The organism is Vibrio sp. Isolate30 (genome assembly GCF_022397975.1).
Taxonomy (GTDB): domain Bacteria; phylum Pseudomonadota; class Gammaproteobacteria; order Enterobacterales; family Vibrionaceae; genus Vibrio; species Vibrio fortis.
This window is the reverse complement of the sequence record NZ_JAKEUS010000006.1, coordinates 18,283-38,955: the sequence shown is the minus strand read 5'-3', so window position 1 is coordinate 38,955 and position 20,673 is coordinate 18,283. Positions and strand designations below refer to the sequence as shown.

At 45.4% G+C, this 20,673-nt stretch carries 26 protein-coding genes; 9 read left to right on the top strand and 17 right to left on the bottom strand.

Features of this window, described 5'->3' with window-relative positions; translation table 11 throughout:
* Positions 1 to 90: 90 nt before the first annotated feature.
* From mgtE to L1D60_RS14905, 12 genes are all read right to left on the bottom strand, one after another.
* The gene (mgtE, locus tag L1D60_RS14960) at positions 91 to 1,446 is read right to left on the bottom strand and encodes a magnesium transporter (RefSeq protein ID WP_239841831.1); all 1,356 of its coding nucleotides are present in this window, start codon (positions 1,444 to 1,446) and stop codon (positions 91 to 93) included.
* A gap of 152 nt (positions 1,447 to 1,598) precedes the next feature.
* Positions 1,599 to 1,874: an HPr family phosphocarrier protein gene (locus L1D60_RS14955; protein ID WP_150893324.1), complete on the bottom strand. Its 276-nt coding sequence runs from the start codon at positions 1,872 to 1,874 to the stop codon at positions 1,599 to 1,601.
* A 3-nt stretch (positions 1,875 to 1,877) separates the two neighbouring features.
* Positions 1,878 to 2,747, bottom strand: a complete 870-nt coding sequence (gene rapZ / locus L1D60_RS14950; RefSeq protein ID WP_239841830.1) for an RNase adapter RapZ — start codon at positions 2,745 to 2,747, stop codon at positions 1,878 to 1,880.
* 1 nt (position 2,748) lies between these two features.
* Positions 2,749 to 3,210, bottom strand: coding sequence for a PTS IIA-like nitrogen regulatory protein PtsN (ptsN, locus tag L1D60_RS14945; protein WP_032553273.1), 462 nt, complete (start codon positions 3,208 to 3,210; stop codon positions 2,749 to 2,751).
* Position 3,211: 1 nt separating this feature from the next.
* Positions 3,212 to 3,499, bottom strand: a complete 288-nt coding sequence (hpf, locus tag L1D60_RS14940) for a ribosome hibernation promoting factor (RefSeq protein WP_032553272.1) — start codon at positions 3,497 to 3,499, stop codon at positions 3,212 to 3,214.
* Positions 3,500 to 3,546: 47 nt separating this feature from the next.
* Positions 3,547 to 5,013: an RNA polymerase factor sigma-54 gene (locus L1D60_RS14935; protein ID WP_239841829.1), complete on the bottom strand. Its 1,467-nt coding sequence runs from the start codon at positions 5,011 to 5,013 to the stop codon at positions 3,547 to 3,549.
* A gap of 54 nt (positions 5,014 to 5,067) precedes the next feature.
* Positions 5,068 to 5,793: an LPS export ABC transporter ATP-binding protein gene (gene lptB, locus L1D60_RS14930; RefSeq protein WP_032553270.1), complete on the bottom strand. Its 726-nt coding sequence runs from the start codon at positions 5,791 to 5,793 to the stop codon at positions 5,068 to 5,070.
* A 2-nt stretch (positions 5,794 to 5,795) separates the two neighbouring features.
* Entirely contained in the window at positions 5,796 to 6,290 is a 495-nt protein-coding gene (gene lptA, locus L1D60_RS14925; RefSeq protein ID WP_239841828.1) for a lipopolysaccharide transport periplasmic protein LptA, read from the bottom strand.
* Positions 6,271 to 6,834, bottom strand: a complete 564-nt coding sequence (gene lptC / locus L1D60_RS14920) for an LPS export ABC transporter periplasmic protein LptC (RefSeq protein ID WP_239841823.1) — start codon at positions 6,832 to 6,834, stop codon at positions 6,271 to 6,273. The genes lptA and lptC overlap by 20 nt, the downstream gene beginning before the upstream one ends.
* Positions 6,831 to 7,388 (bottom strand): 3-deoxy-manno-octulosonate-8-phosphatase KdsC, encoded by a 558-nt coding sequence (gene kdsC / locus L1D60_RS14915; RefSeq protein WP_239841821.1) that lies wholly within the window; start codon positions 7,386 to 7,388, stop codon positions 6,831 to 6,833. The genes lptC and kdsC overlap by 4 nt, the downstream gene beginning before the upstream one ends.
* The gene (kdsD, locus tag L1D60_RS14910; RefSeq protein WP_239841819.1) at positions 7,388 to 8,359 is read right to left on the bottom strand and encodes an arabinose-5-phosphate isomerase KdsD; all 972 of its coding nucleotides are present in this window, start codon (positions 8,357 to 8,359) and stop codon (positions 7,388 to 7,390) included. Before kdsD ends, kdsC begins: the two co-directional genes overlap by 1 nt.
* A gap of 42 nt (positions 8,360 to 8,401) precedes the next feature.
* Positions 8,402 to 9,367 carry a calcium/sodium antiporter gene (locus L1D60_RS14905; protein ID WP_239841818.1) on the bottom strand — a complete coding sequence of 322 codons (966 nt, stop codon included), beginning with the start codon at positions 9,365 to 9,367 and terminating at the stop codon, positions 8,402 to 8,404.
* A gap of 264 nt (positions 9,368 to 9,631) precedes the next feature.
* Here L1D60_RS14905 and mlaF point away from each other — a divergent pair, with 264 nt between their 5' ends.
* The 8 genes from mlaF (at position 9,632) to L1D60_RS14865 (ending at position 15,070) form a co-directional block, all read left to right on the top strand.
* Complete coding sequence (mlaF, locus tag L1D60_RS14900) at positions 9,632 to 10,426, top strand: phospholipid ABC transporter ATP-binding protein MlaF (RefSeq protein ID WP_239841814.1); 795 nt, start codon at positions 9,632 to 9,634, stop codon at positions 10,424 to 10,426.
* A gap of 1 nt (position 10,427) precedes the next feature.
* Positions 10,428 to 11,207 (top strand): lipid asymmetry maintenance ABC transporter permease subunit MlaE, encoded by a 780-nt coding sequence (gene mlaE / locus L1D60_RS14895; RefSeq protein WP_239841808.1) that lies wholly within the window; start codon positions 10,428 to 10,430, stop codon positions 11,205 to 11,207.
* Between the two features lie 2 nt (positions 11,208 to 11,209).
* The gene (gene mlaD / locus L1D60_RS14890) at positions 11,210 to 11,701 is read left to right on the top strand and encodes an outer membrane lipid asymmetry maintenance protein MlaD (protein ID WP_150893337.1); all 492 of its coding nucleotides are present in this window, start codon (positions 11,210 to 11,212) and stop codon (positions 11,699 to 11,701) included.
* 4 nt (positions 11,702 to 11,705) lie between these two features.
* A complete protein-coding gene (mlaC, locus tag L1D60_RS14885; RefSeq protein ID WP_239841806.1) occupies positions 11,706 to 12,350 on the top strand; it encodes a phospholipid-binding protein MlaC in 645 nt (214 codons plus the stop codon).
* Positions 12,347 to 12,655: a lipid asymmetry maintenance protein MlaB gene (locus tag L1D60_RS14880; protein ID WP_239841804.1), complete on the top strand. Its 309-nt coding sequence runs from the start codon at positions 12,347 to 12,349 to the stop codon at positions 12,653 to 12,655. The genes mlaC and L1D60_RS14880 overlap by 4 nt, the downstream gene beginning before the upstream one ends.
* 13 nt (positions 12,656 to 12,668) lie before the next feature.
* Positions 12,669 to 12,923: a BolA family iron metabolism protein IbaG gene (gene ibaG, locus L1D60_RS14875; protein ID WP_032553259.1), complete on the top strand. Its 255-nt coding sequence runs from the start codon at positions 12,669 to 12,671 to the stop codon at positions 12,921 to 12,923.
* 8 nt (positions 12,924 to 12,931) lie between these two features.
* Complete coding sequence (gene murA / locus L1D60_RS14870) at positions 12,932 to 14,197, top strand: UDP-N-acetylglucosamine 1-carboxyvinyltransferase (RefSeq protein WP_239841802.1); 1,266 nt, start codon at positions 12,932 to 12,934, stop codon at positions 14,195 to 14,197.
* A gap of 147 nt (positions 14,198 to 14,344) precedes the next feature.
* Entirely contained in the window at positions 14,345 to 15,070 is a 726-nt protein-coding gene (locus L1D60_RS14865) for a 1-acylglycerol-3-phosphate O-acyltransferase (RefSeq protein WP_239841800.1), read from the top strand.
* A 69-nt stretch (positions 15,071 to 15,139) separates the two neighbouring features.
* On the opposite strand, the gene L1D60_RS14860 is transcribed toward L1D60_RS14865, so the two are convergent.
* From L1D60_RS14860 to arcA, 5 genes are all read right to left on the bottom strand, one after another.
* Entirely contained in the window at positions 15,140 to 15,529 is a 390-nt protein-coding gene (locus L1D60_RS14860) for a RidA family protein (RefSeq protein ID WP_239841798.1), read from the bottom strand.
* Between the two features lie 134 nt (positions 15,530 to 15,663).
* Complete coding sequence (pyrI, locus tag L1D60_RS14855; RefSeq protein ID WP_239841797.1) at positions 15,664 to 16,125, bottom strand: aspartate carbamoyltransferase regulatory subunit; 462 nt, start codon at positions 16,123 to 16,125, stop codon at positions 15,664 to 15,666.
* A 13-nt stretch (positions 16,126 to 16,138) separates the two neighbouring features.
* Positions 16,139 to 17,068, bottom strand: a complete 930-nt coding sequence (gene pyrB, locus L1D60_RS14850) for an aspartate carbamoyltransferase (RefSeq protein ID WP_239841796.1) — start codon at positions 17,066 to 17,068, stop codon at positions 16,139 to 16,141.
* 247 nt (positions 17,069 to 17,315) lie between these two features.
* A complete protein-coding gene (locus tag L1D60_RS14845; RefSeq protein WP_239841795.1) occupies positions 17,316 to 18,317 on the bottom strand; it encodes an ornithine carbamoyltransferase in 1,002 nt (333 codons plus the stop codon).
* A gap of 145 nt (positions 18,318 to 18,462) precedes the next feature.
* Positions 18,463 to 19,683, bottom strand: coding sequence for an arginine deiminase (gene arcA / locus L1D60_RS14840; RefSeq protein WP_032553249.1), 1,221 nt, complete (start codon positions 19,681 to 19,683; stop codon positions 18,463 to 18,465).
* Positions 19,684 to 20,258: 575 nt separating this feature from the next.
* On the opposite strand from arcA, the gene rraB reads away from it, so the two are divergent.
* Positions 20,259 to 20,672 carry a ribonuclease E inhibitor RraB gene (gene rraB, locus L1D60_RS14835; protein ID WP_032553248.1) on the top strand — a complete coding sequence of 138 codons (414 nt, stop codon included), beginning with the start codon at positions 20,259 to 20,261 and terminating at the stop codon, positions 20,670 to 20,672.
* Position 20,673 lies beyond the last annotated feature (1 nt).

Here is a 20,673-nt window from a genome sequence, read left to right as displayed (position 1 = left end):
TCAACTCTCGCAAATCTGAACAATTAAAAAGGGAGCCGCTGGCTCCCTTTTGTTATTTGGTGTCTAGTATCAAGTAAGCTATTGCTCAGATTAGATCAGTATCGTGGCTAAGCCCAAGAATACCGATAGGCCGATTACATCGGTCACGGTGGTCAGTGCCATACCGCCAGCCAATGCTGGGTCGATGTTCATCTTCTTGAGCATGACAGGGATGGTTACCCCAGCAATACCTGCAACAATCAAGTTAGTCATCATTGCGGCTGAGATAATCCCACCGAGTATCCAATTGCCTTTCCAAGCAACCACAATACCACCAATGATACACGCCCATAGAATGCCGTTTAGGAAGCCGATTGCGGCCTCTTTGAGTAGCAATTCGCGTTTGTTACTGTCACCGATGTGACCCAGTGCTAAGCCACGAATCACTAGAGCAACAGTTTGGTTACCTGCCACACCACCCATTGACGGTACGATGGTCATGAGTACCGCAATGGCGGCCATCTGATCTAAGGTCGCCTCAAACATATTCGATACGGAAGCTGCAGCGAGTGCCGCTAACACGTTTGCACCAAGCCACACACTACGGCGACGCGCAGATTTTACGACCGGCGCGAAGGTATCTTCGTCGTCATCCATACCCGCCATACTCATCATCGAGTGCTCAGCGTCTTCACGAATCACGTCAACTACGTCATCGATGGTGATACGACCGACAAGGTGTTGGTTTTCATCTACCACCGGCGCAGATACCCAGTTACGACGCTCAAACAGGCTGGCAATATCAGACGCATTTGTCTCAACTGCGATTGCCTCATCCGCATCGTCCATCACTTCAGAAACAAGCGTATCTGGTTGGGTGGTAATCAGCGTTGTTAGAGAGAGGTTACCGATTAATCGGTCTTCTTCATCAATAACATAAAGAGCATCGGTCGCATCGGGTAGTTCGCCTCGAATGCGCAGATAACGTAGAACAACATCGACGTCAACATCACCACGAATGGTGATTACGTCGGTGTTCATTAACGCACCCGCAGAGTCCTCAGGGTAAGAAAGAGCATTCTCAACCAAGGCTCGGTCTGCTGAGTCCATCTGTGAAAGAACTTCACGAGACACATCATCAGGTAGGCTTCGAAGTACGTAGGCGACATCATCGGTCTCCATACCTTCGGTTGCCTCTGCGAGGGTTTCGGGTGCCATTTTTGACACCAACGCATCCTTAACGTCTTCGTTCAGCTCATCAAGAATTTCACCGTAGTCTTCAGGATCGGTAAGTTGCCAAAGTACGTCACGACTCTTGCGAGGGGAGGCTTCTAAAAGGTGTGCAATATCTTCAGGTTCCATGTCCTGAAGTTGTCGACGTACGTGAACAAATCGGCCGTTTTCAAGGGCTTCGCTGACTTCTTGGAGGGTTTGGTGAGCTTGGTCAAAATCTAATTGCTCGGCCATGTTTTCCTCCTCTTCTCATTATTCTATGGATGCTAGGAATAGTAACTTAATTCTATGACGTATTTAAATCATTAACTTAAGAGAACTAAGATTTAGGATTGGTAGGAGCTGTAAGGGGAGATAACAGCGAGGGCATAGTACCCTCGTTTTAGTTACTCGCCTTCGTCAAACTTGTCTTCGATTAGGTGGCACACGGCATCAAGCGCTTGTTGGGCATCATCGCCTTCAGCTTGAATGCGGATGTGTTGACCTTGTGCCGATTCAAGCATAAGCAGTCCCATCACACTGTCTGCGGTTGCGCTTTTTTCGTCTTCGCTATGGATTGTCAGAGTTGCATTAAAGCTCTGAGCAAGCTCGACCAGTTTTACTGCTGCGCGAGCATGAAGTCCCAAACGGTTTTGAATGAGTACAGTGCGGGTCAATTCCATGATTTAGGCCTGTTGGTTCTTTTCTAATGAAGCGTGTCGAATCTGTACTTGGTGACCGAGTTGGTCAAAGTATTCACCGATCTTTTGAGTAAGGTATACAGAGCGATGTTTACCGCCAGTACAACCAATCGCTACAGTGAGGTAGCTGCGATTGTTCTTCTCTAACATAGGCAGCCATTGTTCGACAAAGCCTTGAATTTGTTGCTTCAATTCGAGCACTTCCTGATGTTTCTCTAGGAAAGAGTGAATTGGCGCGTCAAGCCCTGTTAGCGGTCTTAGGTCTGGCTCCCAATGTGGGTTAGGTAAGAAGCGCACATCAAATACGTAGTCAGCGTCGCTAGGTAAACCGTATTTAAAGCCAAAGGATTGGAAAACAATAATCAGCTCTTGCTTCTCTTTGCCTTCAATCTTAAGGCGCACCTGCTCACTTAATTCGTAGAGGTTGCAATCACTACTATCGAGCAAGATATCGGCTTGGTCAGACAATGGCGAAAGCAGCTGTTTTTCGAGGTCGATGGCTTGTTCTAGAGAGAGCTTGTCATTACCCAGCGAGAGTGGGTGAATGCGACGAGTTTCGCTGTAGCGCTTGAGCAGTGTTTGCTTACTCGCATCCAAGAACAGTACGCTGACATCGATATTAGCGGCATCTTCTAACTGAACCAGCGTCTCTGTAACAAGGTGAGGTTCTTTAGGAAGGTTACGTATATCGATGCTTACTGCTACGTTTTGGTTGCTCTCTTTGACTGATTCGACAAAGTTGCCGAGCAGGTCGACAGGTAAGTTATCAACGCAGTAATAACCGAGATCTTCAAGAACTCGCAGTGCGACACTTTTCCCAGCTCCCGATTGACCACTGACTACGATAAGGCGCATGTTATTGCTCGCAAGTTGGCACTTGAATCATAATGTCGTAAAGCTCTTGGTCGCTTTGCGCATTACGCAGTTGTTTCAATGTTTGTTTGTCGTTGAGTCGCTCTGCCATACAAGAAAGGGTTTTAAGATGCTCTTTACATTGCTCACTAGGAACCAAAAGTGCAAATAGTAGGTCGACAGGGCGGTTATCAATCGCATCAAATTCGATAGGGTCTTGGCACTGCAATAGGACTGCGATCGCTTTATCGCTGACATTCATACGGGCATGGGGAATAGCGATACCATTTCCGATGCCGGTACTGCCCATCTTCTCTCGGCTCAGCATGCACTCGAACAATTCGGTTGAGTCTTGACCACAACTTTCGGCTGCGATCTGGCTGATGATTTCTAGGGCTCTTTTCTTGCTTGTGCATTGGACTGCACTTTTGGTGCAGTCCAATGAAAGTACTTCGCTTAATTGCATGTTAGTGACTACTTAGCTTTTCTTTGTGCTTGTTGAGTTGGCGGACGAGTTTATCAACTAATGAATCAATTGCAGCATACATATTTTCATCGGTAGCTGTCGCATGAATATCGCCTTGATTCACATGAAGCGTAGCTTCTGCAATCTGGTTAATTTTCTCAACTTTTAATACAACTTGAACGTTATTAATGTGTTCAAAAAAGCGTTCAAGCTTTTCAAATTTGGTGTGAACATAGTCTTGCATTGAATCGGTAAGATCAACGTGATGGCCTTGAATATTGATTTGCATAGACTTTCCTTTTCAGTTAGTTGTCTGATATTTATAGCTAAATTAGCTTATAGCAGGCGTTTACGCTGACTCGAAGGGGCAATGCCTAAAGATTCACGGTATTTTGCTATGGTTCTTCTAGCTACCTGAATTCCTTGGTCAGCCAGTAAAGCAGCAATCTTGCTATCACTGAGCGGCTTGGCTGTGTTTTCAGCGGCCACCAGTTTCTTGATCAGAGCACGAATTGCTGTTGATGAACACTCTCCGCCATTGTCTGTGCTGACATGGCTAGAGAAGAAATATTTCAGTTCGAAGATGCCTCGTGGTGTGTGCATGAATTTCTGTGTCGTAACACGAGATATTGTTGATTCATGCATGTCGACTGCAAGTGCAACATCATTTAACACCATAGGTTTCATGGCTTCTTCACCATGTTCGAAGAAATCGTGCTGATGTTCAACAATGCATCGCGCAACTTTGAGTAGCGTCTCATTTCGGCTCTCTAGGCTCTTAATTAGCCATTTTGCCTCTTGCAAGTTGGAGCGAATGTATTGGTTGTCAGCACTGTTGCCTTTACTGCCTAAATCGGCGTACTGCTGGTTCACTTTCAGCTTTGGTACGCTATCTGGGTTAATGGTCACTAACCACTTACCTAGGTCTTTAAACACCGATACATCAGGCACCACATACTCGGTTTCGTCCGGTGTGATTTTACTGCCTGGACGTGGGTCTAGCTGCTGTATAAGCTGCAGAACTTCACGTAGCTCTGCCTCTTTAAGCTTAGTCTCTTTGATGATCAGCTTGTAATCACGATTACCCAGTTGGTCGATATGGCTAGTAAGTACTAACTTAGCCTCTTTCAGCCATGGGGTATCTTCAGGGAAAGTTGCGAGCTGTAATAGCAAGCAGTCTTGTAGGTTAAGCGAACCAACACCAAGGGGATCGAATTGTTGGATGCGTTTACGAACTGCTTCGATTTCGTCGAGCTCAATCTCTTCGTTGTCGAAGCTCTCAAGGATGTCTTCGCTTGAGACGGTCAGATAGCCGTAGTCATCGATAGCATCGATAAGCGCTAATGCAATAGTGCGGTCTGTTTCAGAAAACGGCGTCAGGTCTAATTGCCATAACAGGTAGTCTTGCAGGCTTTGAGTTGTCTCGCCTTGGTAAACCGGCATGTCATCATCGATAGCAATGCCTGTATTACCAGTGTTGGCACTGTAGACGTCTTCCCAGGTGGTATCGATTTCTAAGTCGTTGCCGATCTCTGATTTTTCAATTAGATCTGAGCTGTCAGGTAAGTCTGGTTCAGCAGTCGCTTCTGCTGCTTCTTTCTCGTCACGGCTAGGCTTTTCTTCAGAGTTCGTAGGAGCGTCATCATTCCCTTCTTCTACGTCGAGAAGTGGGTTCGACTCTAAAGCCTCTTGAATCTCTTGTTGCAAATCCAACGTAGACAACTGCAACAAACGGATCGCTTGTTGTAGCTGCGGGGTCATTGCTAATTGCTGGCCTAGCTTAAGTTGTAATGAGGGTTTCATTCAGTATTACTTACCTAGTTATTATTCTTAGAATTCTCGATACGCTCTATATAATCATAGACGGAATTGTTCGCCTAGATAAACTTGTTTCACCTGTTCGTTATTGAGAACATCCTCCGGTGAACCTTCCGCAATCAAGTGCCCTTGGCTCACAATATAAGCCTTTTCACACACGTCTAGCGTCTCGCGAACGTTGTGGTCTGTGATTAATACACCTAGACCGCGATCGCGCAGATGTTCGATGATTTTCTTGATATCAATAACTGAGATTGGGTCAACACCCGCGAACGGCTCATCGAGCAGAATAAACTGAGGGTTTGCAGCAAGCGCACGAGCGATTTCAACACGACGTCGCTCACCACCCGAAAGCGCCATACCGTTACTGGTACGAATGTGCTGGATGTGAAACTCTTCAAGTAGGTCTTCGAGCTTATCTTGGCGCTCTTCAGGGGTCAGTTCTTTACGCGTTTGCAGTACGGACATGATGTTGTCTTCAACTGACAATTTGCGGAAGATCGAAGCTTCTTGTGGCAGGTAGCCGATACCTAAACGTGAACGACTGTGCATCGGTAGGATACTGATGTCGTTATCGTCGATACTGATGGTGCCTTCATCACGCGCAACCAAGCCCACAATCATGTAGAAAGAGGTGGTTTTACCGGCGCCATTTGGACCCAGCAAGCCAACAATTTGTCCAGACTCAACTTGTAGGCTCACGTCTGTCACGACCTTACGTTTGCTGTAGGTCTTAGCTAAGTTTTGCGCTTTTAAGACTGCCATAGTTATTTGTTCACTTGTGCAGGTTGAAGAACGGTTGAAACGCGCTCATTTTTATCGCTGTCAGCAACCAGTTTTTGTGAGGAGATCTGATAGGTGATCTTAGAACCACGAATCAAGTTGCCGTCTTGAGACAGTTGTGCCTCTTTGGTCATGATGAGCTTGTCTGTGCTCAGCTGATAATTCAGCTCAAACGCCTGTCCGTTTAGCGTTTTACCATCGTCGGTAAGCTGTGAGAAAAGCGCTGGTTTACCAAAACCTTGAATCGCCTCGATTTCACCGCTGCTTGCATTACGCGTAACGATGATTTTGTCAGCGTTAATATTGATGCTGCCTTGCTTAAGTTTTACATCGCCTTCAAACGTAACCTTGTTGCTCTTCATATCGAGTTGCTGGCTATCAGAGTCGATATAAACAGGCTGCTCTGTATCGGATGACAGGGCAAGGGCGTTTGGCGCTGCAAACGCGAAAGCTAGTAAACTAAGGTGTAAGAGTTTCATATCTACCTTGAACAGTTTCAAAGAGGGTTGCAGTATTGCTATCGAAGTTGCCCTTCATAGCTTGTCCCTCTGTTTCAAATAATGGGCCGATCAGACGTACTGTGCTTTCCGAATGAAAGTCTCGGCTGGTGAGCTCAACAACCAACTTATCCATAGTCATGTTGTCGAAGCTGGCTTCTGGTAATAGGTTTTTCACTATTACATTATCATAAAGTGTCAGGGTTTGGTCTTCGTCGAGTACCGCACGTCTGGCGATCATTTGCCATTCGATCGTGTGGCCGTCGCGAAATACCGAGAGCACTGGGTTTTCAAAAATGGTATCGCCACTTTTGGAGTAGTGCTCTAGATGACTTGATTCAATTTGATAGCTACGAATGCCGGCTTGGTCGTAGCTGATATTATCTAGATTTCTTCCACTGAATACTGGCAACTCCAGGTTAGGGGCAACCTGGATCGCTGTGTTCTGCTCTTTGTCATACAGGTAATAGGCTGACCAAGAAGCAACAAACAATAAAATTAAATAGATAATACGAGTTAAACTCATATGCTTAGACCTTTGTGCACGTCTAGCTCATCCCTTGCTTGTAAAATAAGGTCGCAAACTTCTCGTACTGCGCCGTGACCGCCTTTGATATTGGTTACGTAGTTTGCACGTTGAACCAACAGTGGATGTCCATCTGCAACACACACCTTTAATGCGACTTTTTCCATCACTGGCCAGTCAATCAGGTCATCACCAATGTAGCCAGTATGTTCTGGGGCAATATTCAGTTTATCGCAGATATCTTGATAAGCTTTAACTTTGTCGTCTTGGCCTTGATAGATCAGCTTAATACCAAGAGCGGTCATGCGGTTTTCAACGATTTGCGATTGGCGTCCAGTAATAATGGCGATTTCAATGCCTGCGTTCATTAGAGATTTCACACCGTATCCATCACGAGTGTGGAAGGTTTTGAGTTCTTCGCCTTGATTTCCCATGTAAACAAGGCCATCAGAAAACACACCATCTACATCACAGATTAGCAGCTTTATCTCTTTTGCGATCTTAAAAACGTCCGCATCGACTGAGCCATAAAGTGTTGATACTGTTTCAGCCATTACATTACTCCCGCTTTTAATAGGTCATGCATGTTAAGTGCACCAACGAGATCGCCATCTTGGCAAAGCATCAAGCCGTTGATGCTTTTCTCTTGCATTAAATTAAGGCCTTCAACTGCCAACATGTTTGGATCGGCAACGGTTGGGTTTTGTGTCATCACTTCACCAATCTGAGTGGTGTGGATATCGACACGCTTGTCGAGAATTCGACGTAAATCCCCATCGGTAAAGATGCCGAGCATTTTGCCTTGTGCATCGACAACCGCTGTCATACCTAAGCCTTTTTGTGATATCTCAAGCAGAGCGTCACGAACCAGTGCGTTAGGCGATACCATAGGTAGTGCATCACCGGTATGCATAATATCTTCAAGCTTCAAAAGCAGTTGTCGACCGAGGGCTCCACCAGGGTGGGATAGAGCAAAATCTTCTGCGGTAAAACCACGAGCTTGTAGCAGAGCGACAGCCAGAGCATCACCCATAACAAGAGTGGCCGTTGTACTACTGGTTGGCGCAAGGCCAAGCGGGCATGCCTCTTCAGGTACGGTAATTTGAAGATGGATATCAGACAGAGTCGCCATGTTTGACTTTGGCTTACCAGTCATGCTGATGATCTTAATGTTCAGGCGTTTTAATACTGGGAATAGGCTAAGGATCTCATCTGATTCACCGGAGTTGGAGATAGCAAGCACGATATCGCCCGACTCAACCATGCCCAAATCGCCATGCGCTGCTTCACCTGGGTGAACAAAAAACGCAGAGGTACCGGTACTTGCCAGTGTTGCAGCAATTTTATTGCCGATATGACCTGATTTCCCCATCCCCATCACAACGACTTTGCCTTTGTTGTTAAGGATGAGATCACAAGCGCGACAGAAATCTTCATTAAAATACTGGTCAAGTTGATTGAGGCCAGCAACCTCAATCTCTAATACTTGTTTAGCAACACTACGGTAATCGAATGACTGAGACATCAGATACTCCAGAGTCTTATAAAAGGAATACTTTGTTAGTGATTACGCTGACATGTTCATCAGCAGGTAGCCTTGGTATGCCAAGAAGCAGATCACAAGAGCACCACCCTCAATGCGGTTGACGCTGCGCGATTTACCCAGCGCCATAACAACCAACAGCAGAGAAACGCCGAGCATGACCCAGAAGTCACGACCCATAGCGAATTCGCTTAGAATAGAAGGGTTCAAAATACCTGGGATACCCATTACGGCTAGGATGTTGAATACATTTGAACCAATGATATTGCCCACGGCCATGTCGTCTTCGCCCTTCATGACACCCGCAAGAGAGGCCGCCAATTCAGGTAGGCTAGTACCCACAGCAATAATGGTAAGACCGATAACAAGGTCACTCATACCAAAGTATTTTGCGATAACGACGGCGTTGTTTACCAACATATCAGCAGAGATAGGCAAGATGATCAGACCAACAACCACCCACATTGCCGCTTTGATGTTGCTCACACCTTCAGGAATCTCTGACTCTTGTTCTTCGATAAAAGCGTCGCCTTTGCTCTTTTCACGACGACTGATTTGCAACATCGCAAACAAGAAAGCACCAAACAGTACGAACAGTAAAACACCTTCATAGAAGCCAAGGTAGCTATCCCACAGAAGTGCGCCAGCTAGTAGTGTGACACCAATCATTAGTGGCAGTTCACGACGGATAACCGCAGAGCTAATAGAAAGCGGCTTAATCAGTGCAGTAATACCTAAAATCAGTGCGATGTTGGCGATATTGGAACCAAGCACGTTACCTACGGCTGTGTCCGTTTTTCCGTCAAGCGCAGCGGTTGCAGAAACCATCATTTCAGGGGCAGAAGAGCCCATTGCAAGAATCGTCATACCGATAACTAGGGGGGAGATTCCGAAGTTGCGAGCCAATGCCGCCGCACCGTAAACCAGTTTATCTGCACTCCACACCAAAAAACCTAGGCCGATAATAAGAAACGCAATCGCTTCAAGCATGATGATTCCTAAAAATTAATAAAAAATGGACAATTAACCGCTAATTTTGACGTGTTGCTAGATAAAAGGGAAGTCACGGATACAATTAATTCTGACTAAGTTGTAAAGAAAGTGCATTTGTAGGGATATTTCTTAATACTTTCAATTCCCTGCTCGAGGTTTTGATTTGCTACAATTAATCGAACAGTGCTTTTAATTCTCATTCAGACTACTTATCATGAGCACAATTATTGGCGTTTTTTAGAGCAAGGAAATAACAAAAGCATGCTAAACAATGAGCTTGTGAAAGTTAAAAACCTCAGCTTTTCTCGAGGGGAGCGAATGATCTTCGATAATATCGATCTCGAAGTCCCTCAAGGAAAAGTGACAGCCATCATGGGGCCATCAGGGATTGGTAAAACAACCTTGTTGCGCTTGATCGGTGGTCAGCTCCCTCCAGACCAAGGTGAAATTTGGTTTGATGGCGACAACATTCCTCGTTTGTCGCGCCGAAAGCTTTACCAAGCTCGTAAAAAAATGAGCATGTTGTTCCAGTCAGGGGCACTTTTCACTGACCTGAATGTCTTCGATAACGTCGCCTTTCCACTGCGCGAGCATACTGAACTGGATGAATCACTGATTCGTACCATTGTGCTGCTTAAGTTAGAGGCCGTTGGGCTTCGTGGTGCCGCGCAGTTGATGCCAAGCGAACTGTCGGGAGGTATGGCAAGACGTGCTGCCTTAGCGCGAGCAATTGCGCTCGATCCCGATCTTATTATGTACGACGAACCCTTTGTTGGTCAGGACCCTATCACCATGGGTGTCCTGGTAGAGTTGATCCGCAATCTCAATCAAGCGTTAGGTCTCACTTCAATTGTGGTGTCACACGATGTTCCAGAGGTGATGAGCATTGCCGATTGGGTTTACTTATTGGCCGATGGCAAAATTATTGCCAAAGGGACACCTGAGGAGTTGCGACAAAATAGCGATCCAAGAGTGCAGCAGTTCTTGAATGGTGAAGCCGATGGTCCAGTGCCGTTTCGATTCCCAGCTCAGAGTTTAGAGAAGGATCTATTCTAGTATGTTTGTAAATTATATCGCTGGGGTTGGGCGCCGAACACTAGCTATGTGCGAAGCATTTGGTCGCGCAAGCTTGATGTTGTGGGGCGCTTTCTTTGGTATTCCTCGCTTGAAAAACTTCCCATTATTGGTGAAACAGCTCTACAGCGTAGGTGTACAGTCACTTGCGATCATTGTGGTTTCAGGGCTCTTTATCGGCATGGTGCTTAGTTTGCAAGGCTACGTTGTGTTGATTGACTACGGGGCAGAAGGCAACCTTGGTCAAATGGTTGCACTGTCGCTGCTACGTGAATTAGGGCCGGTAGTGACGGCACTGTTATTTGCTGGTCGAGCAGGTTCAGCGCTGACGGCTGAAATCGGACTCATGAAGGCAACCGAGCAAATCTCCAGCCTTGAAATGATGGCGGTGGATCCTCTTAAACGAGTTATTGCACCACGACTGTGGGCCGGTCTCATCTCTATGCCGCTATTGGCGATGATCTTTATGGCCATTGGTATATGGGGCGGTCAATTGGTTGGTGTTGACTGGAAGGGCATCGACCATGGCAGCTTCTGGTCGGCGATGCAATCATCGGTGGAACTTGGCCGGGACATCGGCAACAGCATGATTAAGTGTATGGTATTTGCGATTACCGTAACTTGGATTGCTCTTTTTAATGGCTATGACGCAATACCAACCTCGGAAGGTATTAGCCGTGCGACCACGCGTACCGTGGTTCACTCTTCTCTAGCAGTGTTAGGGCTAGATTTTGTTCTTACAGCATTGATGTTCGGGAATTAATCATGCAACAAACTCGAAAATTAGAATTATGGGTCGGTAGCTTTGTTATCGCGGGAATTTGCGCAATCTTAATCATGATCTTTCAAGTCGCTGACGTGAAAGGGCTCGGTTCCAACCATACTTACACCCTAAAAGCGACGTTTGATAATATCGGTAGCTTGAAAGTGCGCTCTCCTGTGAAGGTCGGTGGGGTTGTTGTTGGGCGCGTGAACAGTATTCAGCTAGATGCCGAGAGTTACCTACCTGTTGTCGAGCTGTCGATTGATGCGAAGTATGATCAGTTCTCTGAGACGTCAAGCGCACAGATTTTGACGTCAGGTTTGATCGGTGAGCAGTACATTAGCCTTGTTCCTGGCTTTGTCTTCGAAGATGAAGAGATGCTGGTTGATGGTGATGTTATCGAAGACACCAAATCTGCATTAGTATTAGAAGATCTGATAGGCCAAGTGCTATACAGCGTTGGCGGCTCTGATGAAGCGACAACTGAGGAATAGATTCATGTTAAAAAGAATGTTTATGATGGTCGTGGCTATGATCTTTGCGACCAATGTTGTGGCAGAAGAGAGCATCGACCGCACTCAACCTTATCAAATGATGACTCAGGTTTCTGAGGTGGCATTTAATCGCCTGAAGGCTGAGCAAGAGAATATCAAACAAGACCCTGAGCTGTTGAAGGTAATTGTTGAAGAAGAGTTGATGCCCTACGTCAACGCACAGTATGCAGCACTTAAACTTTTGGGCCCTAACCTGAAAGGCGCAAAGAAAGAGGACGTGCGTGTTTTCATTGGCGCGTTTCGTAAATATCTAGTGTCTTCTTACGCTCAAGTACTGACGCAATACACAGATCAAACTATTCAGTTTGGCCCTGAGCCAAAGATTAAGCCTGATAGCCGCATTACCAGCATCAAGGTCGACATCATTGACTCGCCAAGACCAAACATCAAGCTTGAATTCAAGCTACGTAAAGACAAGAAAACGGGCGAATGGAAAGCTTTCGATATGGTAGCTGAGGGTATTAGCTTACTCTCAAGCAAGCAGTCGGAATGGAACACCAAGATTCGCCAGCAGGGTATTCTATCTGTTGCCAAAGAATTAGAGCAGCTAGCAGCACAACCTATTCGTTTTGAGAGCTCGAAAAAATGAGTCAAACGCAATGGAGTGAACTCAGCTCCGTCGAATTTCAGCTAAGTGGCGATCTTGACCGCGACAGCGTGCCTGCAATTTGGCGCACATTACAAGCATGGAAAACGACAGAATCTTACGTGCAAGTGAACCTCAACACCGTTGAGCGCATCGATTCATCAGGAATGGTGATGCTAATTCACTTAATAGAGCATGCAAAAAATCAAAACTGTCATATAATGTTCAGTTTCGTGCCAGAACAATTACGAACGTTGTTCCAATTGAGCAATATCCAGCCAATGATGGCAGAACACTTAAAAGATTAGGCAGGAGCTATTTGTGGACAGCACAAAAGTACAAGAATTATTAGCAGAGGCACTTAACCTTCAAGAGATTATCGTGAAGGGTGAAGGCAGCCATTACGAAGTTGTTGCAGTGGATGCATGTTTTGACGGCATGAACCGCGTTAAGAAGCAGCAACTGATTTACGGCCCACTAATGGAATACATTCAGCGTAATGACATCCATGCTCTTTCTATTAAGGCGTACACGCCAGAAGAGTGGGAACGTGATAAGAAACTGATGTCACTTTAAGGTTTATGATGGAAAAGTTTCGAGTTATTGGATCCGATCAGCCGTTAAACGGCGAAGTGACGATCTCTGGTGCAAAAAACGCTGCACTACCTATTTTGTTTGCTTCAATCTTGGCGGAAGAGCCAGTTGAAGTAAGTAATGTTCCTCACCTACGTGATATCGACACGACTATGGAGCTATTAAAGCGCCTAGGTGCGAAAGTATCACGCAATGGTAGCGTACATGTTGATGGCAGCGAAATTAATGAATTTTGCGCACCGTACGATTTAGTAAAAACAATGCGTGCTTCGATTTGGGCTTTAGGCCCACTAGTGGCGCGTTTTGGTCAAGGCCAAGTTTCACTGCCAGGTGGTTGTGCGATTGGTGCTCGTCCTGTGGATCTACACATTCACGGTCTAGAGCAGCTAGGTGCGACAATTACACTAGAAGACGGTTATGTGAAAGCCAATGTTGATGGTCGCCTAAAGGGCGCGCACATCGTAATGGACAAGGTGAGTGTTGGTGCAACCATCACTATCATGTGTGCGGCAACACTGGCAGAAGGCACTACAGTATTGGATAACTCAGCGCGTGAGCCTGAGATTGTAGATACTGCAGACTTCCTAAACAAACTGGGTGCTAAGATCTCTGGTGCAGGCACAGATACCATTACTATCGAAGGTGTTGAGCGCCTTGGTGGTGGTAAACACTCTGTGGTTGCTGACCGTATTGAGACAGGCACTTTCCTAGTGGCTGCTGCTGTGTCTGGTGGTAAAGTGGTTTGTCGTAACACGAGCGCACACCTACTAGAAGCGGCTCTTGCAAAGCTTGAAGAAGCTGGCGCAAAGGTTGAAACCGGTGAAAATTGGATCAGTCTGGATATGACAGATCGCGAGCTAAAAGCAGTTAAGATTGTAACGGCTCCACACCCAGGTTTCCCAACCGACATGCAGGCTCAATTTACGCTGTTGAACATGATGGCGAAGGGCAGTGGCGTGATTACAGAAACGATTTTTGAAAACCGTTTCATGCACATCCCTGAACTGCAGCGTATGGGCGCAAAAGCTGAGATTGAAGGTAATACTGCAATTTGTGGTGATACTGAAAAACTGAGCGGTGCTCAAGTGATGGCAACGGATCTACGAGCGTCAGCAAGCTTAGTGATTGCAGGTTGTATCGCACAAGGTGAAACCATTGTTGACCGTATTTATCACATCGATCGTGGCTACGATAAGATTGAAGATAAACTGTCTGCTTTGGGCGCTAACATCACGCGTTTTCGTGAATCGAGCTAAGCCTCGATACTACGAAGCATGACGAGATAATAAAAAAGAAAGTCGAAACTTTGGTTTCGGCTTTTTTATTGTATTTTGCCGCTTACGACTCTGTTACCATCATGCGTAATAAAAACAGACCTAGTTAAGCGGTTGTTGAGGAACAAAATGATAGCAATATTACGTATTTTCGCTGTAGCAATATTTGCGATTTTCATGTTTGTGTTTGGTTGTGGTTACTGCTTGTTGAGCCCACGTAATCCAAAGCACGTATTTACTTTTGGTCGTTACTTTGGCCGTATGTCAAAGATCTTCGGTATCACTTTGGAGCTACGTATTCCAGAAGACGCCTACTCACGCGGCCAACACGTTTACATTGCCAACCACCAAAATAACTGGGATCTATTCACAGTTTCTTCTGCTGTAACACCAAAAGTAGTTACCGTTGGTAAGAAAAGCCTAGCGTGGATGCCATTATTTGGTCAGCTTTACTGGCTGACAGGTAATATCCTGATTGACCGTGCGAACCGTAGCAAAGCGGTTGGTACAATTGACCAAGTGGTTGATAACTTAAAAGGCAGTGATGTATCGGTATGGATGTTCCCAGAGGGGACTCGCTCGCGTGGCCGTGGTTTACTGCCATTTAAAACGGGCGCATTCCACGCAGCCATTGGTGCTGGTCTACCGATTATCCCAATCGTTTGTAGTTCAACAGGCGGAGTTAAGCTGAACCGTTGGAATAACGGTCACGTTATCGTAGAGATGCTACCACCGGTTAGTGTTGAAGGCTTTGATAAGTCAAATGTTCGTGAACTAGCGAATGAATGTCGTGAGCAGATGAAAGCAAAACTTGCTGAGCTTGATGAAGAAGTGAAAGCACTCAACAGCAAGTAATCACTTTAGCGTTTATCCGATATTAAAAAAGGTTGCCGTCGTGGCAACCTTTTTTGTATCTGGTCGAGACTATTTGCGAACTGCGATAGCTTCGATTTCGATACCAACATCTTTAGGAAGACGAGCTACTTCAACACATGAACGTGCAGGGTAGTTTGCAACGCCGTGCTCGTCGAAGAACTTGCCGTAAACTTCGTTTACTGTGCCGAAGTCGTTAAGATCTTTTACGAATACCGTTAGTTTTACGATGTCTTTTACTGTTAGGCCAGAAGCTTCTACAACAGCTTGAACGTTTTCAAGAGATTGACGAGCTTGTTCTGCGATGTCAGAAGACACTTCACCAGTAGCTGGGTTTACTGGGATCTGACCTGAAGTCAGTACCATGTTGCCTAGGTCAACACCTTGTACGTATGGGCCGATTGCTGCTGGAGCTGATTCTGTGTGAAGTACTTTAGTCATTATAGGTTCCATCATTTTATTAGATAAAAATCGAAATTCAGTGTGCCTTCAAAGCTGCATTAGGTAAAGAATAAAATACCCCGCACAGGCGAGGTATTTCATAGTTTTTACATTAAGCTCGTGCTACACGAAGCTTATCTCTCAGTAACGATCTCGCGAGAGAAGACCTTTTCACAGTATTTGCACTTCAGGCGAATATCTTCATTCTTTTCAAAGATCTTAAAGCTGCTCTCAACTGGCTCATTGTGAGTAATACAGTTGGTATTAGGGCACTCAAATACATCGTTGATTTGGTCTGGAAGTTCCAGTGCTAGTTTCTTAACGACCTCGTATTCTTCAATCTGGTTCACGGTTGCATGTGGTGCGTAAAGTGCCAGTTTGTTCGCTTGTTCTTCTGTTACGAATACATTCTCAATCTTTAATAGGTCTTTGCCACCTAATGCAGAAGAAGGAAGGTTAAGGCCGATAGTCACGCGCTGGTGAGAGTTATGCAAATCAAACAGCTTTAATACCTTAATACCGACGTTCGCTGGAATATGGTCGATTACCGTGCCGTTTTTGATCGCTTCAACTTTTAACTGAGTTCCTTTAGACATGATATCTCTCCTATTACAGCGTTTCGTTAAGAACAAGGGCTAACAGTGCTTCACGTGCGTAAACACCATTCTCAGCTTGCTGGAAGTAGTAAGCGTGTGGCGTTTTATCGACGTCGATAGTGATTTCATCGACGCGAGGTAGCGGGTGAAGAACCTTAAGGTTATCTCTTGCACCTTCTAGTAGCGCAGCTGTTAGGATGTAAGCAGACTTAATGTGTGCGTACTCTGACTCATCAAAACGCTCTTTTTGTACACGCGTCATATACAGCACATCCAGCTCTGGAATTACCGCATCCATATCAGTCAGAAGTTGGTATTCAATACCCGCTTCGTCTAGCTCTTCACAGATGTAATCTGGCATTGCTAAAGCTTCAGGCGCGATAAAGTAGAAACGAATGTTATTGAACTTGGCCAGTGCTTGAGTCAGAGAGTGAACGGTACGGCCGTACTTTAAGTCACCCACGAACGCGACGTTAAGGTTATCAAGGCGACCTTGTGTTTCAGCGATAGAGAACAGGTCTAGTAGCGTTTGTGTTGGGTGTTGGTTAGCACCGTCACCGGCGTTAATCACAGGCACGCCGTTAGAAAACTCAGAAGCCAGACGTGCTGCACCTTCTTGAGGGTGGCGCATAACATAAGCATCGACGTAGGAAGAGATAACTTGTACCGAGTCCGCTAGGGTTTCACCTTTCTTCGCTAGAGAAGTGTTACCGCCGCTATCAAAACCAATCACGTCGCCGCCAATGCGTTGAATTGCTGTTTCGAAAGAGAGGCGAGTACGTGTTGAAGGCTCAAAGAAACAACTCGCGACAACTTTGTTTTTAATCAGCTCAGGATTCGGTTCCGCTTTTAGCTGACCAGCTGTTTGAACAATCAATTCTAGCTCTTCACGAGAAAGCTCTGGAATTGAGATGATGTGCTTTTTATAGAGCGAGTTCGCCATGATCTTCTTCCCCACAATAATGTAATGACCATAAAAAAGCCCCCCATAATGGGAGGCTTTAAAAAGAGGTTTCTGAGCAGAATAGACGACCTTGTAAGCTAGCCAGCTTACGCGCAATATTCAACGATGTCATAATATTGATAGGTGTCATTTTCACTACTCTCAGACAAATTGCCGAGAATTATACGCTTTCAATTTGTGAGCGCAAGCGATTACATCAACCTTTTATTGTTATGACATTGATGGCCTATCCGAGTGTTGCAACCATGACTGCTTTGATGGTGTGCATACGGTTCTCTGCTTCATCGAAGACAATTGAGTAATCGGACTCAAAGACTTCATCGGTCACTTCCAATCCATTCATGCCATACTTGTCAGCAACTTGCTGGCCAATTACGGTTTCATTGTTGTGGAACGCAGGTAAGCAGTGCATGAACTTCACTTGTGGGTTTCCAGTAAGCTTGATCACATCCATATTTACTTGGTACGGCTTCATTACTGCGACACGTTCATCCCAAGCTTCAGGGGATTCACCCATAGAGACCCACACATCTGTGTATAAATAGTCACAGCCTTTCACGCCTTCAGCTACGTCTTCTGTTAACGTGATTTTCGCGCCTGTTGCTTGTGCGATGGTCTGGCACTCTTCAACCAACTGCTCTTCAGGCCAGAACGCTTTCGGAGCCACGAGACGAATGTCCATGCCCATTTTTGCCGCGCCAACTAACAGCGAGTTACCCATGTTGTTACGTGCATCGCCTAGGTAGGCAAAGCTGATTTGGTGAAGTTGTTTACCACGGCCATGTTCTAGCATGGTCAGGAAATCGGCCAAGATCTGAGTTGGATGGAACTCATCGGTAAGGCCATTCCAGACAGGAACACCTGCATAGGCTCCTAAGTCTTCAACAATGCTCTGACCAAAACCACGATACTCAATACCGTCGTACATACGACCCAGTACGCGAGCGGTGTCTTTCATTGATTCTTTTTGACCGATCTGTGAGCCAGATGGCCCGATGTAAGAGACTTGAGCACCTTGATCAAACGCGGCAACTTCAAAGGCACATCGAGTACGAGTAGAGGCTTTTTCAAAGATCAGTGCGATATTTTTACCGACCAGTTTTTTCTGTTCAGTACCTGCATACTTAGCTTTCTTTAGATCTGCTGACAGATCCAGTAAGAATTGAATCTCTTTTGGAGTAAAGTCGAGCAATTTTAGAAAGTTACGATTGCGAAGATTAAAAGCCATATCTCGCTCCTTGAGCAAATAGAATCAATGAAGGCTTTAGTTAAACATAAAAATGCTATATTTGTGAATATTTATTTTGTTAATTTGATAAAAAAGGTCGGCATGTTAGAGCCGACCTTTGAGAAGGGAAGGGAGGAAGTTGAAATTAGATGCCGTCACGCTCGATTGGACAACTCATACAACGAGCACCACCACGTCCACGGCCTAATTCATTACCTGGAATGGTGAGAACCTCGATGCCTGCCTTGTCGTACTTCTCATTGGTGTAGACATTACGCTCGTAGCCAATCACCGTGCCTGGTTTTACAGTAAGAACGTTGTTCGCGTCGTTCCACTGTTCACGCTCTGCTTCGTAGTTGTCCCCACCAGTTGTGATGATCTTAAGCTGATCTAAACCTAGTGCACCCTCGATCGCTGACAAGTAGTTATCCGCTTTCTCAACACGCATCTCACCGTTCTCTTTCGGTGTTAGACGCCATGTATCAAGATCCTTGCGTACGATCTCTGGGTATACAGAGAAGGTATCAATATCCATGTGTGTCATCACCGTATCTAAGTGCATACATGAACGGTGCTTAGGCAGGTCGATAGCGATAACCTCTTTTGCTTGGCCTGACTTGAATAGGCTAGCGGCAAGGTTCTCTACACCCTGTGGCTTGGTTCGTTCAGAGATACCGATAAGAACCGCGCCTTTACCAATAACCAATACGTCACCGCCTTCAATGTTAGCGTTGTCGTAGTGTAGGTCTTCATCGCCAAAGTATTTAATGAAATCTTGCCCCGCAAATACCGGGTGCCAGCGGTAGATAGCACGTAGGTGGTTAGTTTCACGCTGACGTGCAGGCTTCATCATTGGGTTGAGCGACACCCCACCATATACCCAGCAAGAGGTGTCACGGGTAAATAGGTGGTTTGGTAACGGCTCAATCACAAAGTCCAATGGACGGTGCATCTTTGGCAGCATTGACGATGAAGCGATAGGTAGCTCTGAATAAGCCAAACCGCCAAGCAAAATTGTTGCGAGGTGTTCGTTATCCATTTGCGCTAAGTAGTTTCTTAGATCGCGCGCAAAGGTTGGGCCGTAGCGAAAATCTGAAATTTGGGTATTGAGTAGCCACTCACGAGCTTCAGAAACATCCAATGTTTCGACCAATAGGTCGTGTAGCAATAGCACTTCAACGCCTTGGTTGCGAAGTGTTGATGCGAAGGCATCGTGCTCTTCACCCGCTGCTTCTACTGCTAGCACATCATCAAAAAGAAGTTCGTGACAGTTTGAAGGGGTGAGGTGGGTGAGTGCTCTTTCTGGTCGATTTAATAGAACTCGTCTTAATTGACCGACTTCGGAGCCAACGTACAGCTTACTCATTTTGCATCCTTACTTTTAATCCAGCGTCTATTTATGACAAGCTTGATCGCATTATGCAAGCCTAGCGAAAGATAGAAAAAACAGGTTATTTGAGTAAATTTGGATAAAAGTTTTGCCATTGAGCCATATTTGTTATTTTCTGACTGTTTTGATGGGTTGGAACCAAATCATCGATTTCTGCGTTTCTATGCTGCTATTCATCTGGGAAATAGAAATTAAAAACAGCGGTAAAGTGATTTTTTATTCACTAATATGCACTTTAATTGAATAGAGCGAGATCTTATGCAAGTCACACAAATTGTATGTATGCATTCACAGTGATTAATCAGGCATTTCCAATCAAACACAACCAGAACATTCGTTGAAATGAAATGCTAAAAGTGCTTTTGGTTAATAATATGTTGAATATTTGTTTCTGTGATTGCGATTTTACTTTTGGCTCTGTTTGAGTGGCTTTACGAAGGGATAAAGTTTGCTGTTGCCCGATGATCTAGGTGGCTTTTCTGCGCGATCCATGCCATATTTCGTGGCAATCAAATTTGATCCTTTCATAGTCAACACTCTGGAGCAGAAACATGTCTCACGAAGATGAATATCTATCAGTAGAAGAATTAATTGAGATTCAAAAGGAAGAGACTCGCGATATCATTGCAGCATTGATCGAAGACGGTAGCGATCCTGATGCACTTTACGAAATTGAGCACCACCTATTTGCTGAAGATTTCGATGTACTTGAGAAAGCGGTTGTTGAAGCATTCAAGATGGGCTTTGAAGTATTAGAAGCAGAAGAGACAGAAGACGAAGACGGCAACAAGCTACTTTGCTGTGATGCGACTATGCAGTCGGCTCTTAATGCAGAAGCGATTGACGAGCAAGTTGAGAAGCTGGTTAATCTGGCTGAGAAATTTGACATCATCTATGACGGTTGGGGCACTTACTACGAAGGTGAAGATGCTATCTACCCACAAGATGATGAAGACGAAGAGTAAC

What these genes read in the sequence shown, in the direction of transcription:
- mgtE (WP_239841831.1), bottom strand. Translation starts at nt 1,446, where the DNA reads ATGGCCGAGCAATTAGATTTTGACCAAGCTCACCAAACCCTCCAAGAA.
- L1D60_RS14955 (WP_150893324.1), bottom strand. Translation starts at nt 1,874, where the DNA reads ATGGAATTGACCCGCACTGTACTCATTCAAAACCGTTTGGGACTTCAT.
- rapZ (WP_239841830.1), bottom strand. Translation starts at nt 2,747, where the DNA reads ATGCGCCTTATCGTAGTCAGTGGTCAATCGGGAGCTGGGAAAAGTGTC.
- ptsN (WP_032553273.1), bottom strand. Translation starts at nt 3,210, where the DNA reads ATGCAATTAAGCGAAGTACTTTCATTGGACTGCACCAAAAGTGCAGTC.
- hpf (WP_032553272.1), bottom strand. Translation starts at nt 3,499, where the DNA reads ATGCAAATCAATATTCAAGGCCATCACGTTGATCTTACCGATTCAATG.
- L1D60_RS14935 (WP_239841829.1), bottom strand. Translation starts at nt 5,013, where the DNA reads ATGAAACCCTCATTACAACTTAAGCTAGGCCAGCAATTAGCAATGACC.
- lptB (WP_032553270.1), bottom strand. Translation starts at nt 5,793, where the DNA reads ATGGCAGTCTTAAAAGCGCAAAACTTAGCTAAGACCTACAGCAAACGT.
- lptA (WP_239841828.1), bottom strand. Translation starts at nt 6,290, where the DNA reads ATGAAACTCTTACACCTTAGTTTACTAGCTTTCGCGTTTGCAGCGCCA.
- lptC (WP_239841823.1), bottom strand. Translation starts at nt 6,834, where the DNA reads ATGAGTTTAACTCGTATTATCTATTTAATTTTATTGTTTGTTGCTTCT.
- kdsC (WP_239841821.1), bottom strand. Translation starts at nt 7,388, where the DNA reads ATGGCTGAAACAGTATCAACACTTTATGGCTCAGTCGATGCGGACGTT.
- kdsD (WP_239841819.1), bottom strand. Translation starts at nt 8,359, where the DNA reads ATGTCTCAGTCATTCGATTACCGTAGTGTTGCTAAACAAGTATTAGAG.
- L1D60_RS14905 (WP_239841818.1), bottom strand. Translation starts at nt 9,367, where the DNA reads ATGCTTGAAGCGATTGCGTTTCTTATTATCGGCCTAGGTTTTTTGGTG.
- mlaF (WP_239841814.1), top strand. Translation starts at nt 9,632, where the DNA reads ATGCTAAACAATGAGCTTGTGAAAGTTAAAAACCTCAGCTTTTCTCGA.
- mlaE (WP_239841808.1), top strand. Translation starts at nt 10,428, where the DNA reads ATGTTTGTAAATTATATCGCTGGGGTTGGGCGCCGAACACTAGCTATG.
- mlaD (WP_150893337.1), top strand. Translation starts at nt 11,210, where the DNA reads ATGCAACAAACTCGAAAATTAGAATTATGGGTCGGTAGCTTTGTTATC.
- mlaC (WP_239841806.1), top strand. Translation starts at nt 11,706, where the DNA reads ATGTTAAAAAGAATGTTTATGATGGTCGTGGCTATGATCTTTGCGACC.
- L1D60_RS14880 (WP_239841804.1), top strand. Translation starts at nt 12,347, where the DNA reads ATGAGTCAAACGCAATGGAGTGAACTCAGCTCCGTCGAATTTCAGCTA.
- murA (WP_239841802.1), top strand. Translation starts at nt 12,932, where the DNA reads ATGGAAAAGTTTCGAGTTATTGGATCCGATCAGCCGTTAAACGGCGAA.
- L1D60_RS14865 (WP_239841800.1), top strand. Translation starts at nt 14,345, where the DNA reads ATGATAGCAATATTACGTATTTTCGCTGTAGCAATATTTGCGATTTTC.
- L1D60_RS14860 (WP_239841798.1), bottom strand. Translation starts at nt 15,529, where the DNA reads ATGACTAAAGTACTTCACACAGAATCAGCTCCAGCAGCAATCGGCCCA.
- pyrI (WP_239841797.1), bottom strand. Translation starts at nt 16,125, where the DNA reads ATGTCTAAAGGAACTCAGTTAAAAGTTGAAGCGATCAAAAACGGCACG.
- pyrB (WP_239841796.1), bottom strand. Translation starts at nt 17,068, where the DNA reads ATGGCGAACTCGCTCTATAAAAAGCACATCATCTCAATTCCAGAGCTT.
- L1D60_RS14845 (WP_239841795.1), bottom strand. Translation starts at nt 18,317, where the DNA reads ATGGCTTTTAATCTTCGCAATCGTAACTTTCTAAAATTGCTCGACTTT.
- arcA (WP_032553249.1), bottom strand. Translation starts at nt 19,683, where the DNA reads ATGAGTAAGCTGTACGTTGGCTCCGAAGTCGGTCAATTAAGACGAGTT.
- rraB (WP_032553248.1), top strand. Translation starts at nt 20,259, where the DNA reads ATGTCTCACGAAGATGAATATCTATCAGTAGAAGAATTAATTGAGATT.